We start from the raw sequence: 13,498 nt of genomic DNA, 5'->3' as shown, positions 1-13,498 counted from the left end.
GGAGGCCATGACAGAAACGATGACAGCACAGGCGGCTCTGGACCGCCTCCAGACCCTCTACGATCAATCCGTGGCCAACCTGCGCGAGGCGGTGCGTACCTTCCTCGCCACAGGCGAGCGTCCCGACCCCGAAGCCCGCGCCCGCGGCCTGTTCTCCTATCCCGAGCTCAGGGTCAGCTGGTTCGGCGAGCGACCGGCCAATCTGGCGAGCCGCGCCTACGCCCGCATCTCGCGGCCCGGCGTCTATTCGACCACCATCACCCGGCCCGAGCTGTTCCGCCCCTATCTGACCGAGCAGCTGGGCCTGCTCGAGGCCGACTACGGCGCCACCTTCGACGTCGGTCCGTCGGAGCAGGAAATCCCCTTCCCCTATGTGATGGACGGCTCGGACGTCGCGCTGGACCGCAGCCAGACCGCCGCCGTGGCGCGCTATTTCCCGACCACCGACCTGGCCCATATCGGCGACGAGATCTCCGACGGCCTGTTCGACACCGGCCGGGACTTCCCGCTGGCCCAGTTCGACGGCCTGCGCACCGACTTCTCCCTGGCCCGGCTGCGGCACTACACCGGCACGCCGGTGGAAGACGTCCAGTCCTACATCCTGTTCACCAACTACAACCGCTACGTGGACGAGTTCGTGCGCTGGGCCTGCGCCCAGCTGGCCGACCCGGCCAGCCCCTATGAGACGCTGTCGTGCGCCGGCGGCGTGGTCATCACCCGCGACACGCCGAACCCCGAGCAGGCGGTGATGGACGCGGCCTGGAAGAAGCACCAGATGCCGGCCTACCACCTGACCGCGCCGGGCTGGAACGGCATCACCCTGGTCAACATCGGCGTCGGCCCGTCCAACGCCAAGACCATCTGCGACCACCTGGCCGTCACCCGTCCCCACGCCTGGATGATGATCGGCCACTGCGGCGGCCTGCGCGACAGCCAGATCATCGGCGACTATGTCCTGGCCCACGCCTATCTGCGCGACGACCATGTGCTGGACGCCGTGCTGCCGCCGGACATTCCGATCCCGTCGATCGCCGAGGTCCAGCGCGCCCTCTACGACGCCGCCAAAATGGTCTCCGGCGCCCCCGGCGAGGAGGTCAAGCGGCGGCTGCGCACCGGCACGGTGGTGACCACCGACGACCGCAATTGGGAGCTCCGCTACGCCCGCTCGGCCCAGCGCTTCAACCAGAGCCGGGCCGTGGCCATCGACATGGAGAGCGCCACCATCGCCGCCCAGGGCTACCGCTTCCGGGTGCCCTACGGCACCCTGCTGTGCGTCTCCGACCGGCCGCTGCACGGCGAGATCAAGCTGCCGGGCCAGGCCAACCGCTTCTACGAGGGCTCGATCTCGGAGCACCTGCAGATCGGCATCCAGGCGGTCGACCTGCTCAGGGCCGAGGGCGCGCGTCTGCATTCGCGCAAGCTGCGCGCCTTCGACGAGCCCCCGTTCCGGTAGGCTATTTTCTCAGCCGCTTGGCGTTGGCGACGGCGGCGGCGTGGATCGGCGCGAGGGCGTCGGCCTGGAGCTTCAGCATCGTGGCCCCGAAGGTCCAGCCGTCGCTGACCGCGCGGCCCATGGCGGCCGTCATCCAGGCGCCCTGCGCCAGGGCCGCCTCGGCCGGACTGGCCGACTTCAGCACCGCCCCGAGCGCCCCCTGGGCCGCGGCCGCCTCCCGGGCGGCGACGGCGGCGGTGGTCGCGGCCATGGCCGCCACGCTGTTCAGCCCGACGGCCGCGGAGGCGGTCAGGGCTTCGACCTTTTCCGAACCCATCAGGCTCATTTCACGCAGATCCGCCTTCAGCGGGTCGCGCAAGCCTTCGGCCACGATCTCGAGCCGCCGGGCGATGACGTCCCCCGAGGCCTGAAGAAGTTCCTGTCCCGCCCGGGCGGTGCGGGCGGCGTGTCGGATCGCTGTCATGCGCCGACCGTGCGCGCCAATGGTGGTTACGGCAAGACCTCGGCGCTGAACTCGGCCACATCCTTGAGCAGGGCGGGGACCGCCACATCGATGATTTCCTGCCCCTTCTCCGGGCTGGCCAGCAGCGGATCCGAACCGATGCGTCCGTCGGGGAAGCGGGCCCGATAGTCCAGCGCATCGCGGATCGGCCCGACCGGCGCGATCTTCGGCTCCATCACCGCGGTCTTGACCAGATGCGGATAGGCCGCCTGGGTCACGGCGATTTCCGACGGGGTGGCGTGCATGCCGTGGCCGGTCGGGAACATCCGGGTGCAGAAGCCGTGCACGCCCGGCAGGTCCCACCAGTTGCGCAGCTTCAGCACGAACGGCGGCTGCTCCTCGACGAAGCTCCACTCGGCGTAGATCTCGGCGAAGGTCGCCTCGATGGTGGCGACGTTCCCGCCGTGGCCGTTGAGGAAATAGATCCGCTCGAAACCGTGCCGGCTCAGCGACGACACCCAGTCGGTGATCGCCGCCATGAAGGTCGAGGGGCGCAGGCTGATGGTGCCGGCGAAGGCCAGGTGGTGCTGGGCCATGCCGATGTTGAACGTCGGGGCCACGACCAGCTGCCCGTCCCGCTTCTCCGCCGCATGGGCGATGATCTCGGGGCACAGCCAGTCGGTGCCCAGCAGGCCGGTCGGCCCGTGCTGCTCGTTCGATCCGATCGGCACGACCACCGTCTTCACGGTCTTCAGCCGCGCGTCGATCTCGGGCCAGGACGACTGGTGAATCAGCATGGGGAACTCCGGAACAGACAGTGCGGGGTCTAGGCCGATTGGCCCCTCTCGCCAACCGTCAGGGGGCGAAGGCTCTCAGGAACCGCCGCGCCGTCTCGCCGGCCCGGGCGTCGCGATCGATCGGCGGATGCGGTACGCCGAGCACGCCGCGCAGATGGCCGTGACCCAGCACCATTCCGGCGAACATCTCCGCCGCCAGATCGGGATCGGGGACCGACAGCACGCCCTTGCGGTCCTGCTCCGCCAGCCAGGCCGACAGCCGCCGCAGGCTCTCGCGGGGGCCGGCTTCATAGATGGCCAGGGCCACGTCCGGCGCGTGCGGCGACATCAGGGCGACGCCCCGCATCGAGGCCTTGCCGTCGTCGCCGATGATCTTGTCCAGCAGCACGGCCGCCAGGGTGGTCAGCACGATTTCGGGGTCGCCGCCGTCGCGCAGGGGCGCGCTGATGGCGTCCGAGCGACGGCTGGCCAGCGCCCGCCCGATCTCCAGCTTGGACGGAAAGCGGTTGTAGAGGGTCTGGCGCGAGACGCCCGCCCGTTTGGCGATGGCCTCCATCGACACGCCGCCGCCCTGTTCGGAGAACAGCACCTGCGCCGCCTCGAGGATGGCTTCGGTCTTGGTCTCATCGACCTGTCCGCGCACCCGCGCCATCAGTGGGCCTCCACCGGAGGGGCGTTGGGCGCCGCCTTCACCGGTTTCGCCGTCAGGGTGACGAAGGCGGCGAGGGCGCAGCCGATCGCCAGCATGGCGAAGGCGTCGCCGAAGGCCAGGGTCGTGGCCTGCAGGTTCAGCATGCCGTAGACCGCCTTCATCGCCGCCCCGGCCGGGTCCAGCGAGCCGGCGAACCGCTCCTGCATCGCCGCCAGCAGCCCCTGCATGCCGGTGTTGGTGTTGGTGATGTTCTGCGTCAGCTCGCTCATGTGCAGGGCGGTGTTGGTCGTCAGGGAGGTGTTCAGCATGGCCAGGCCTACGGCCCCGCCGACGTTGCGGAACAGATTCACCAGACCCGAGGCGTTCTTCACCATATGCGGCGGCAGGGTCGACATGGTCACCTGCTGCGAGGCGATCATGGCCATCATGACGCCTACGCCCCGCAACGCCTGGACCCCGGCGAATTCCCAGAAGGCCCATTCCGTCGTCACCGCATGGGCGTCCCACATCGACCAGGCGCACATCATGAAACCGGTGAACATCAGGATGCGCGGATCGACCAGACGCACCAGCCGGCCGGCGAACGGTGCGGTCAGGAACATGGCCAGTCCGGAGACGACCATGGTGGTGCCGACCTCGGCCGAGGAATAGCCGCGCACCCGGCCGAGGAAGAGCGGCAGCAGGAAGGTGCCGCCGAACAGGGCCGCCCCCACGGTGAAGGTCATCACCACCCCGACCATGAAATTGCGGTTGGCGAAGGCGCGCAGCTCGACGATCGGATTGCGATAGCTCAGGGCGCGCCAGACGAAGGCCGGACCGGTCAGGGCCACGACCACGGCCAGCAGCAGGATGTGGTCGTCGGCGAACCAGTCGTTCTTCGCCCCCTCCTCGAGTACGAACTGAAGACTCATCAGGAAGACGGCCATCAGGCCCAGACCCCACCAGTCGAAGCCCTTCGACAGCGACGGGTCGCCCTTGTCGAAATTGGCGTAGCGGCCGACGAGGAACAGCACCAGCAGCCCGGGGGGCACATTGATGAAGAACAGCCAGCGCCAGCTCAGCTGCTCGGTCAGGTGGCCGCCCAGCGTAGGCCCGACGGTGGGGGCCAGGGTGACGATCAGCCCCATGATGACGCTGGCGGTGACCCGCTGCTTCGGCGGGAAGGCGGTGAAGGCGACGGCGAAGACGGTCGGGATCATGGCCCCGCCGACGAAGCCCTGGATGGCGCGGAAGACGATCATCTGCTCGACCGAGCCGGACAGGCCGACGGCCACGCTCATGGCCATGAAACCGGCGCAGGAGGCGAGGAACACGTTTCGCGTCCCCCACAGGCGCGACAGGTATCCCGACAGGGGGATCATCACGACTTCGGGGATCAGATAGGCCGTCTGGATCCAGCTGATCTCGTCGGCCGAAGCGCCCACCCCGGCCTGGATCTGCGGCAGGGACGAGGCCACGATCTGGATGTCGAGGATGGCCATGAACTGGCCGATCACCATGCCGGCGAAGCCCAGCAGCAGGACCGTCCAATTGACCTGCGGCTCCGCGGCGGCCGATGCGCCGGCGCCGACGGGCGGGGCGGCGGCGGACATCAGGACACCGGCGAGGCGACGGCTGCGGTCTGCACCGGCGCGACGGCGGCCTCGGCGAAGCTCAGCGTGCCCTCGCTCTTCAGGTCGACCTTGACCTCGACCGACAGGCCGGGGCGCAGGGCCGCGCCCTCGCGGCGGTCGACGCGGATGCGCACCGGCACCCGCTGGGTGATCTTGGTGAAATTGCCCGTGGCGTTCTCGACCGGGATCAGGGCGAACTCCGAGCCGGTGGCCGGGGCGAAGCTGTCGATATGGCCGGTCAGGGGTTCGCCCCTGAAGGCGTCGGCCTTGATCTCGACCGTCTGGCCGATGCGCAGCCGGTCCAGCTGGGTCTCCTTGAAATTGGCGACCACATAGGTGTCGCCCAGCGGCACGATCGACAGGATGGTCCCGCCGGGCCGTACATACTGGCCGACGCGGACGCCCCGGGCGCCGACCACGCCCGCCACCGGCGCGCGGATGACGGTGCGCTCGAGGGCGATGCGGGCCTTCTCGACAGCGGCGCGGGCCTGTTCCACCGAGGCGACCGACTGGTCCCGGGTCGAGCCCAGCACCCCGGCGGCGCGCTGTTCGGCGACCAGGGCCGCCTGGGCTTCGGCCACGGTGGCCTGGGCGGTGCGGACGCCGGCCTGTTCGGTCTCGATCCGCTGCTGCGACACCCAGCCCTTCTCGGCCAGTTGCCCGTAGCGGGTGACCTGCTGGCGGGCGAGGTCGGCCTGGGCCTGGGCCTGGGCGACGGCGGCGGCGCGGCTGGCGATCATCGCCTGCTCCTGGGCCGCACGGGCGTCGACGTTCTGGACCCCCGCCTGCAGCGCGGCCAGCTCGGCCTCGGCCTGGGCCAGATTTGCGCGGGCGTCCGCGTCGTCCAGCCGGATCAGCACCTGGCCGGCTTCGACCCGCTGGTTGTCCGCGACCAGCACCTCGACGACATAGCCGTCGATCTGCGGGCTGACCTCGGTGGTGTCGGCCTGGACGAAGGCGTTGTCGGTGGCCTCCCACCGTTGCTTGCCCTGCCACCAGACGGCCCCGCCCACGATCAGGGCGAGGCCCGCAACCGCGGCGACGATCAGGGGCAGGCGCTTCTTCAGGGCCGGGTTCAGGGTCATGGGTCGTGCTCGAAAGGATGGGCGTCCGGGGAGGAACGGCTGCATAAATGGACACAACTGTCCAAAAATCAACCCGACAATTCCCACGCGGCGACACGTCGTGTTTCAGCCCGTTAATCTCCGCCCGGCCCTGGCAACCCGACGAGGCCGAACTTGACGCGGCTCCCGCGCCCGGCGACGACGAGGCATGAAGCCGCCCAGGGCCCAGGCCGCGCGCCGCACGAAGGCCACCCCCAAACGCCCCGCCGTCCTCACCGGCCCGGTTGTCCCGGTGCTCGGCTGGCCGCCGGACGAGGATCGCGTCGAGGCCATCTTCGAGCGGCTCTCCCGCGTCATGCCCGATCCGAAGACCGAGCTGAACTACACCAACCCCTTCACCTTCGTGGTCGCCGTCGCCCTGTCGGCCCAGGCCACTGACGTCTCGGTCAACAAGGCCACCGACCGCCTGTTCGCTGTCGCCGACACCCCGGAGAAGATGCTGGCCCTGGGGGAGGAGGGGCTGATCCCCTTCATCGCTTCCATCGGCCTCTACCGGAACAAGGCGAAGAACGTCATCGCTCTGAGCCGCATCGTGCTGGAGCAGTACGGCGGCGAGATCCCCCTGACCCGCGAGGCGCTGCAGTCCCTGCCCGGCGTCGGCCGCAAGACCGCCAGCGTGGTTCTGAACGAACTGGGCGTCGAGCCGGCCATCGCCGTCGACACCCATGTGTTCCGCGTCTCGCACAGGCTGGGACTCGCCAACGCCGCCACCCCCGACAAGGTCGAGGCCCAGCTGCACCAGGTCGTGCCTGATCCGTGGCTGCCCAAGGCGCACCACTGGCTGATCCTGCACGGCCGCTACACCTGCACCGCCCGCAAGCCGAAATGCAGCGCCTGCGTGATCAGCGACCTGTGCCCGTCGCGGGCCGGGCTTCAGGCGCTGGGGGAGGCCAGTTAGGTCCCTTCTCCCGATGGGAGAAGGTGGCGGGGCGGAGCCCCGTCGGATGAGGGTCGGCTGCGTCCGTCGGCGTGAGCCGCCCCCGGACGATCAACCCTCACCCTTTCGCGCAAGGACGACCGCTTCGCGCTCGTGCGCTCAAGCCCTCTCCCATCGGGAGAGGGATCAGAGTCTGGCCTTGACCGCCTCGGCGAACCGCTTCCCGCCCTCCGGCGCCGAGCCGAGGTAGAAGTCCGGCTCGATCAGTTCGGCCTCCATCAGCAGCCAGCCCCCGTCCGGCCCGCGGGCCATGTCGATGCGGGCGTAGAGCAGGTCCTCGCCGATGGCGGCCAGCGTCTGCTCCGCCAGCGCCAGCGCTCCCGCGGGCGGCTCGGGCAGCGCGGCGTACCGGCCACCAAACTGCACCTGGATGCGGAATTCGCCCGCCACCGGCCGCTTGTTGACCACGTGGCTCAGCTCCCCGCCGAAGAACAGCAGCGAGGTCTCCCCCTCCGTCTCGATCGACGGCAGATAGGGCTGGATCATCGCCGGCCCCTCCGGCGCGTCGGCCAGACGCTCCCCGCGGGACAGCCGCAGCGTCTTCCACGCCCCGCCGGAAACCCGCGGCTTGACGATGAGGGTGTCGGTCCCGAAGCGGTCGAAGGCCGCGTCGGCGTCCGCCTGGGTCACGCCTTCGGCCCAGATCGTCGGCGGGATGGCCACACCCTCGTCGGCCAGCCGGCCGAGATAGGACTTGTCCGAGTTCCAGCCGATCACCGACGGCGGATTGAGCATCCGCACCCCGGCCTCCGCCCAGGTTTCGCACGCCTGCACCCAGCGGCCGTGGTCGCGGTGATAACCCCAGACGATCAGCGGCAGCACCAGAGGATAGTCGGCCAGGCCGGACGCGTCCCCGACGTGGTCCGTCCAGGCGCTGGCCTCGACGGCGAGTCCGGCGGGCGCGAGGGCGGCGGCGAGCCGCTGCAGCACCCCCTGCCACTGGCCATCGTACGAAGGATCGGCGGGGTCGGGGGTGAGGACGGCGATGCGGGTCATGGCCGCGCTATAGCCGAGCTCGAAAAACATATAAAGATATCCTTATATGTTTTTTTGTGGCGCGGCGGGGCGGGTTCGCTAAACGCCGCCCCATGACCCAGATCCCCGCCTATGACGTCTGCGCCGTCGGCAACGCCATCGTCGACGTCCTCGCCCCCTGCGAGCCCGCCTTCCTCGAGGCCCAGGGCCTGACCGCCGGCTCGATGCAGCTGGTCGATGCGCAGCGCAGCGCCGCCCTCTATGCGGCCATGGCCGCGGGGGTGGAGGCCTCGGGCGGCTCGGCGGGCAACACCGTCGCCGGCGTAGGCTCTTTCGGCGGACGCGCCGCCTATATCGGCAAGGTCGCCGACGACACCCTGGGCGGGGTCTTCACCCACGACATCCGCGCCGCCGGGGTGCGCTTCGACACCCCGCCGCTCGTCGACGGGGCCGCCGCCGGCCTCGCCACCGGCGTCTGCATGATCAACGTCACGCCCGATGGCCAGCGCACCATGTGCACCTTCCTCGGCGCCGCCAACCAGCTGCAGGCCGCCGACATCGACGCCGGCCTGATCGGCGCCTCGGCCATCGTCTATCTCGAGGGCTATCTGTTCGACCCGGCCCCGGCCCGCGCCGCCTTCGAGGCCGCCGCCGCCGCCGCCCACGCCGCCGGGCGCAAGGTCGCCATCACCCTCTCGGACAGTTTCGTGGTCCACCGCTGGCGGTCCGAGCTGCTGCAGTTCATCGAGGCCTCGGCCGACATCGTCCTGGCCAATGAGGCCGAGCTGCACGCCCTGTTCGAGACCGAGGATTTCGACCACGCCGCCGCCCACCTCGGCCGCATCGTCGACATCGCCGCCGTCACCCGCGGGGCCGCCGGCTCGGTGGTCTTCGGCCGGGGCGGCGCGGAACGGGTCGAGGTCGCCGCCTTCCCCGTCGACAAGGTGATCGACACCACCGGGGCCGGCGACCAGTACGCCGCCGGCTTCCTGCTCGGCCTCGCCCGCGGCCTGCCGCTCGAAGACGCCGGCAAGCTGGGTTCGCTGGCCGCCGCCGAAGTCATCGCCCACTGGGGCCCGCGCCCGATGGTGTCGCTCGAGGCGCTGGCGAAGGAGACGGGGCTGAGGCTCGCCTGATCAGATCCGGGTTCCGGCCGCGAAGGAGAGGCGCAGACCTTCGGACGCCTTCAGGATCGCCGCGTGCCGCGCGCCCTTGGGCACGCCCCTGAAGCTCAGGGCCAGACGCTCGGCCTCGGCCTTGGGCACGCCGTCCCAGGCCCGCATATAGCGGAAGGACGGCGCCGTGCGGCCCGTCACGTCGACGTCGCCCACGAAGCGGTTGGACGGATGGGCCACGACATAGGCCTGCCATTCGCCGGTCGAGGTCTGGATGGCGACCAGATGAGCCATGATTCACATTCTCCGGATCGTCACATACAGCGCCCCGTCGCCGCCGTGATGGCGGGCGGCTGAGGCGAAGCCGGACACCACCCCTCGCAGCGCCGGGCCCTGCAGCCATTCGTGGACCGAGGCGCGGATCACGCCGCTGCCGCCGCGCCGGCCCTGACCGGTTATCACCAGCACCGAGCGATAGCCGCGCGCCTGGGCCCCGATCAGGAAGGCGGTCAGGGCGTCCTGGGCCTGGAAACGGCCGTAGCCGTGCAGGTCGATGCGGGCCTCGATCGGATCGCGTTCGCGCGACAGCCGGCGCTGGCGGCGCGGCTCCAGTTCCTCGGGCAGGCCCCGTGACCGGGCCGGGGCGCTGACCGGCGGGATGTAGGGGGCGGGTACGCCCCGCGTCTTGACCGGCCCCTTCGCGGCAGGCGCGGCGGGCGGATCGGCGACAGCGACGCCCGGCGTCACCCGCGGCGCCTTCCTCGGCTTCGACGGCGTCACCGAGCCCGCGACCCGGGCCCAGATGCGGCGGTCTTCCGGGCTCAGGTCGTCGCGGCGGCTCATGTCGTGCCGGGGGCGTTCCCGTCCGGATCCTCGTCCGAGCCGGCGTCCTGCGGCCCCGGCGTCTGCGTCAGCAGGTCGCCCGGCTGGCAGTTCAGCTCCCGGCACAGGGCGTCCAGTGTCGTGAAGCGGATGGCCCGCGCCTTGCCGGTCTTGAGGATCGACAGATTGGCCAGGGTCACGCCGACGCGGTCGGCCAGCTCGGTCAGCGACATGCGCCGTTCGAGGAGGATGCGGTCAAGCTGTACGCGGATGGCCATGGGGAACTCTCTATACCGGCGGGCGCGTGGACGAAAAGCGGGTCCGGCGCGCGATCCGCTCTCAGATGGTCAGTTCGGATTCACGGCGCAGGCGCGCGCCCTCGCGGAAGACCTCGGCGATCACCACGATGATGACGACCGCGAAGGACGGGGTGATCAGGTCGAACAGGCTTGGCGCCTCCATGGCTCCGCGCACGAAGCGGGCGACCAGGAACTGGCCGACCCAGACGCCGAGCGTGACCGAGGCGAAGGCGGCGCCGATCTGGTGCAGCCGGCGCACGTTCTGCGGATGGAAGGGATCGCCCAGGCGCAGCGTCGCGACGATGCCGATCAGCAGGCGGAAGATCAGGGCGGAAATGGACAGATAGGCGAAGGCGGCGGTGGCGACCAGCAGCACATAGGCCCAGGGCAGGGGGATCACGATGGCGTCCTCGCCGGTTCCGGCGGTCACCAGGGACCAGCCCAGCAGCTTCAGCGCCACGACGGCGACGGGGACGAGAATGGCGCCGACGGACAGGACCCAGAAGGCGACGGTGCAGGCCGTGCTCGCCACGCTGGAGATCGAGACCAGGCTCAGATGGGGCAGGGAAGGTGTGCGTATCCCGAGCGCCTTCGTCTTCGGGAATCGCATGCGGGCCTCGTTCAGGCCGGAAGTCCAGGCGCGAATGCCGCGCGGGGTCCGGCGAACCCACGCGCGGTCTTATACATCGCGTTTGTCATGCAGATCGTCAAAGCTCCTGTGAGCAGAAGAAGGATCACAGGGCCTGGACGAGGGTGGCGACCAGAGCGGTCGGCAGGGCGGCGAGCAGGAAGGCGTTCAGCACGCCGTGGCCGACCTTTTCGATGAAGTAGGAAGCGTTCATGGTGTTCATTGTCGTTCTCTTTCGATCCTGAGCGAGGGATGTTTTCACCCCTCTTTGGTTGTGCCGCTGCATTGATCGTGCGTCTTTGCTTCAGATCAAGGAACGGTGCGGCGTCCGTCCTTGGGTTAATAGATAGGCCGTGCGCGGCAGGAAGTCATGTTACATATCGTTTAACGATATTAAACTTTGGCAATGGATCGTTACAAGGCGCGTGAACGGCATGAAGCTCAAGCTTATCAAGGGGATGCGCCTGGTTGCGGCGACCCACAATCCCGGCAAGGTCCCCGAGATCGAGGCCCTGCTGGGTGGACATTACGAGGTGGTCACCGCCGGGGCGCTGAACCTGCCCGAGCCGGAGGAGACGGAAACCACCTTCGCCGGCAACGCCCTGCTCAAGGCGCGGCACGCCGCCGACCGCTCGGGCGAGGTCGCCCTGGCCGACGACTCCGGTCTGTCGGTGGCGGCGCTCGGCGGCGCGCCGGGTATCTTCTCCGCCCGCTGGGCCGGTCCCGACAAGGATTTCGCCTTCGCCATGCGCCGCGTCGAGGAGCGGCTGGACGAGGTCGGCTCGGATGACCGCAGCGCCTGGTTCACCTCGGCCCTCGCCGTGGCCTGGCCCGACGGCCCGGCGGTGGTGGTCGAGGGGCGCGTCGAGGGCCGGCTGACCTTCCCGCCGCGCGGCGATCGGGGCTTCGGCTACGACCCGATCTTCATCCCGGAAGGCTACGACCGGACCTTCGGCGAGCTCGATCCGAAGCTGAAGGATTCGATCAGCCACCGGGCCCGGGCGTTCGAAAAGCTCAAGGCGGCGCTGATTGACTGATCCAGTACTCGACCCCGGGACAGACCTCGCCCTCTACGTCCACTGGCCCTACTGCGCCCGCATCTGCCCCTATTGCGACTTCAACGTCGTGCGCGATCGCGGGCGGAACGAGGAGCAGGCGGCGCTGGTCGCGGCCATCCTCGCCGACATGGAAGCGCAGGCCGACCTGACCGGGCCGCGCCGTCTCGCCTCGATCTTCTTCGGCGGCGGCACGCCTTCCCTGATGGCGCCGGAGGCGGTGGCGGCGGTGATCGAACGCGCCCGGGTCCTGTTCCCCCCGCGCGGCGAGATCGAGATCACCCTGGAGGCCAATCCCACCGACGCGGAAGCCGGCCGGTTCGCCGCCCTCGCCGACGCCGGGGTCGACCGGCTGTCGATGGGGGTGCAGGCGCTCGACGACGCGGCGCTGGCCTTCCTCGGCCGCAACCATTCCGCCGACGAGGCGCGTCGGGCCGTGGCCGTGGCCGGGCGCGTCTTCGGCCGGCTGTCGATCGACCTGATCTACGCCCGGCCGGGACATACGCCGGGCCGCTGGACCGATGAACTGACCGAGGCCCTGGACCTCGGCTTCGAACACGTCTCGCCCTACCAGCTGACCATAGAGCCGACGACCGCCTTCGGCCGCGCCGTGGCCCGCGGTGCCTGGGCGCCGCCCGACGAGGACATGGCCGCCACCCTCTATGAAACGACCCAGGCCGTGCTCGAGGGGGCCGGTTTCGAGGCCTATGAGGTGTCCAACCACGCCCGCGGCCCCGCCGCCCGTTCGGCCCACAATCTCCACGTCTGGCGCGGCGGCGACTACCTCGGCGTGGGGCCGGGGGCGCACGGACGGCTGACGCTGGCCGACGCGCGCACCGCGACCGTGGCCCACCGCGGGATCGGCGACTACATCGCCGGCGTCGCGGCGGGCGCGCCGTGGGCGGAGCATGAGGCCCAGACACCCTTCGAGGCCGACGAGGAAAGGATCCTGCTCGGTCTGCGCACCGTCGAGGGCGTCCCGCTCGCCCGGCTCGCCGCCCTCGGCCTGACCACGGACGGCGGGCCGCTCGCCGATCTCCTCGCCGACGGATTTCTCGTCCAGTCCGCCGACCGCCTCGCGGCCACCGCGCGGGGACGTCCCGTACTGGACGCCGTTCTGAAGGCCCTGCTCGCCTGAGACCGGCGGCGCCGGTCTCCCTTCCTTTCGTCATCCCGGGGCAAGCGGCGCAGCCGCGCAGACCCCGGGATGATGAAAGCGGGAATTGCTGCGCTGCAAATCCCGCCTCTGTCTCCATACTTCGAACAGCCAACCCACTGATTTCCCGGCGCATCCTCCCCGCGCCAGCGTCACGAACCCGCCCTGGTAAAAACCCGGCCAATACTATTACCCATCCCGTCGATGGGGAGGGCGTCGGATCCACGTTCCTCGACGACGGCGGGCTGTGGTCGAGCGATGAAGCCCGGATGACGGAAAGTCCGGGGGTCCTCGAGGGCGGGGATGGATCCTGCCCGCTTGCTCGCCGCGCGCTGTTGGAGTGCGGACTGCTGACGTCAGCTTCATGCCGTCATGTCCGCCCCGCGTCGGGGTCAGCAATGGCCCCGACGGTGATCCGGCAAGGCCCGAA

15 protein-coding genes are annotated in these 13,498 nt (G+C 70.0%); 5 read left to right on the top strand and 10 right to left on the bottom strand.

Translation table 11 applies throughout. From position 1 onward, the window contains the following. Window positions 1-7 precede the first annotated feature (7 nt). Window positions 8-1,453: an AMP nucleosidase gene (locus tag VEA62_RS01680; protein ID WP_324817569.1), complete on the top strand. Its 1,446-nt coding sequence runs from the start codon at window positions 8-10 to the stop codon at window positions 1,451-1,453. A 1-nt stretch (window position 1,454) separates the two neighbouring features. Here VEA62_RS01680 and VEA62_RS01675 read toward each other — a convergent pair whose 3' ends face one another. From VEA62_RS01675 to VEA62_RS01655, 5 genes are read right to left on the bottom strand one after another with little or no spacing between them, the layout of a single operon-like run. Then, window positions 1,455-1,916 carry a hypothetical protein gene (locus VEA62_RS01675; protein WP_324817566.1) on the bottom strand — a complete coding sequence of 154 codons (462 nt, stop codon included), beginning with the start codon at window positions 1,914-1,916 and terminating at the stop codon, window positions 1,455-1,457. A gap of 26 nt (window positions 1,917-1,942) precedes the next feature. Continuing rightward, a complete protein-coding gene (locus VEA62_RS01670; protein WP_324817563.1) occupies window positions 1,943-2,692 on the bottom strand; it encodes a creatininase family protein in 750 nt (249 codons plus the stop codon). Window positions 2,693-2,750: 58 nt separating this feature from the next. After that, window positions 2,751-3,344: a TetR/AcrR family transcriptional regulator gene (locus VEA62_RS01665; RefSeq protein ID WP_324817561.1), complete on the bottom strand. Its 594-nt coding sequence runs from the start codon at window positions 3,342-3,344 to the stop codon at window positions 2,751-2,753. Next, complete coding sequence (locus VEA62_RS01660) at window positions 3,344-4,936, bottom strand: DHA2 family efflux MFS transporter permease subunit (RefSeq protein ID WP_324817558.1); 1,593 nt, start codon at window positions 4,934-4,936, stop codon at window positions 3,344-3,346. Before VEA62_RS01660 ends, VEA62_RS01665 begins: the two co-directional genes overlap by 1 nt. Beyond that, the gene (locus tag VEA62_RS01655) at window positions 4,936-6,042 is read right to left on the bottom strand and encodes an HlyD family secretion protein (RefSeq protein ID WP_324817556.1); all 1,107 of its coding nucleotides are present in this window, start codon (window positions 6,040-6,042) and stop codon (window positions 4,936-4,938) included. The genes VEA62_RS01660 and VEA62_RS01655 overlap by 1 nt, the downstream gene beginning before the upstream one ends. Before the next feature lie 187 nt (window positions 6,043-6,229). Here VEA62_RS01655 and nth point away from each other — a divergent pair, with 187 nt between their 5' ends. Then, window positions 6,230-6,979 (top strand): endonuclease III, encoded by a 750-nt coding sequence (gene nth, locus VEA62_RS01650; RefSeq protein ID WP_324817554.1) that lies wholly within the window; start codon window positions 6,230-6,232, stop codon window positions 6,977-6,979. Window positions 6,980-7,144: 165 nt separating this feature from the next. Here nth and VEA62_RS01645 read toward each other — a convergent pair whose 3' ends face one another. After that, on the bottom strand, window positions 7,145-8,014 hold the full coding sequence (locus VEA62_RS01645) for a transporter (protein WP_324817552.1): 870 nt from the start codon (window positions 8,012-8,014) through the stop codon (window positions 7,145-7,147). Window positions 8,015-8,106: 92 nt separating this feature from the next. Here VEA62_RS01645 and VEA62_RS01640 point away from each other — a divergent pair, with 92 nt between their 5' ends. Continuing rightward, window positions 8,107-9,129: an adenosine kinase gene (locus tag VEA62_RS01640; protein WP_324817550.1), complete on the top strand. Its 1,023-nt coding sequence runs from the start codon at window positions 8,107-8,109 to the stop codon at window positions 9,127-9,129. Here the strand turns inward: VEA62_RS01640 and VEA62_RS01635 are convergent, their stop codons facing one another. The 4 genes from VEA62_RS01635 to VEA62_RS01620 all read right to left on the bottom strand — a co-directional run bounded on the left by VEA62_RS01635 (window position 9,130) and on the right by VEA62_RS01620 (window position 10,839). Further along, window positions 9,130-9,402 (bottom strand): hypothetical protein, encoded by a 273-nt coding sequence (locus VEA62_RS01635; protein WP_324817547.1) that lies wholly within the window; start codon window positions 9,400-9,402, stop codon window positions 9,130-9,132. Window positions 9,403-9,405: 3 nt separating this feature from the next. Then, window positions 9,406-9,951: a Smr/MutS family protein gene (locus VEA62_RS01630; RefSeq protein ID WP_324817544.1), complete on the bottom strand. Its 546-nt coding sequence runs from the start codon at window positions 9,949-9,951 to the stop codon at window positions 9,406-9,408. After that, on the bottom strand, window positions 9,948-10,208 hold the full coding sequence (locus VEA62_RS01625; RefSeq protein ID WP_324817542.1) for a helix-turn-helix transcriptional regulator: 261 nt from the start codon (window positions 10,206-10,208) through the stop codon (window positions 9,948-9,950). Before VEA62_RS01625 ends, VEA62_RS01630 begins: the two co-directional genes overlap by 4 nt. 61 nt (window positions 10,209-10,269) lie before the next feature. Continuing rightward, a complete protein-coding gene (locus VEA62_RS01620) occupies window positions 10,270-10,839 on the bottom strand; it encodes a DUF2975 domain-containing protein (RefSeq protein WP_324817539.1) in 570 nt (189 codons plus the stop codon). 452 nt (window positions 10,840-11,291) lie between these two features. On the opposite strand from VEA62_RS01620, the gene rdgB reads away from it, so the two are divergent. After that, window positions 11,292-11,894, top strand: coding sequence for an RdgB/HAM1 family non-canonical purine NTP pyrophosphatase (gene rdgB / locus VEA62_RS01615; RefSeq protein ID WP_324817537.1), 603 nt, complete (start codon window positions 11,292-11,294; stop codon window positions 11,892-11,894). Next, a complete protein-coding gene (hemW, locus tag VEA62_RS01610; protein ID WP_324817535.1) occupies window positions 11,887-13,050 on the top strand; it encodes a radical SAM family heme chaperone HemW in 1,164 nt (387 codons plus the stop codon). The genes rdgB and hemW overlap by 8 nt, the downstream gene beginning before the upstream one ends. The last annotated feature ends 448 nt before the right edge of the window (window positions 13,051-13,498 follow it).

The sequence above is a fragment of the Brevundimonas sp. genome (assembly GCF_035627475.1).
In the GTDB taxonomy this organism is placed as follows: Bacteria; Pseudomonadota; Alphaproteobacteria; order Caulobacterales; family Caulobacteraceae; genus Brevundimonas.
Note: the sequence above shows the minus strand (reverse complement) of the source record. Positions and strands in the feature narration are given on the sequence as shown.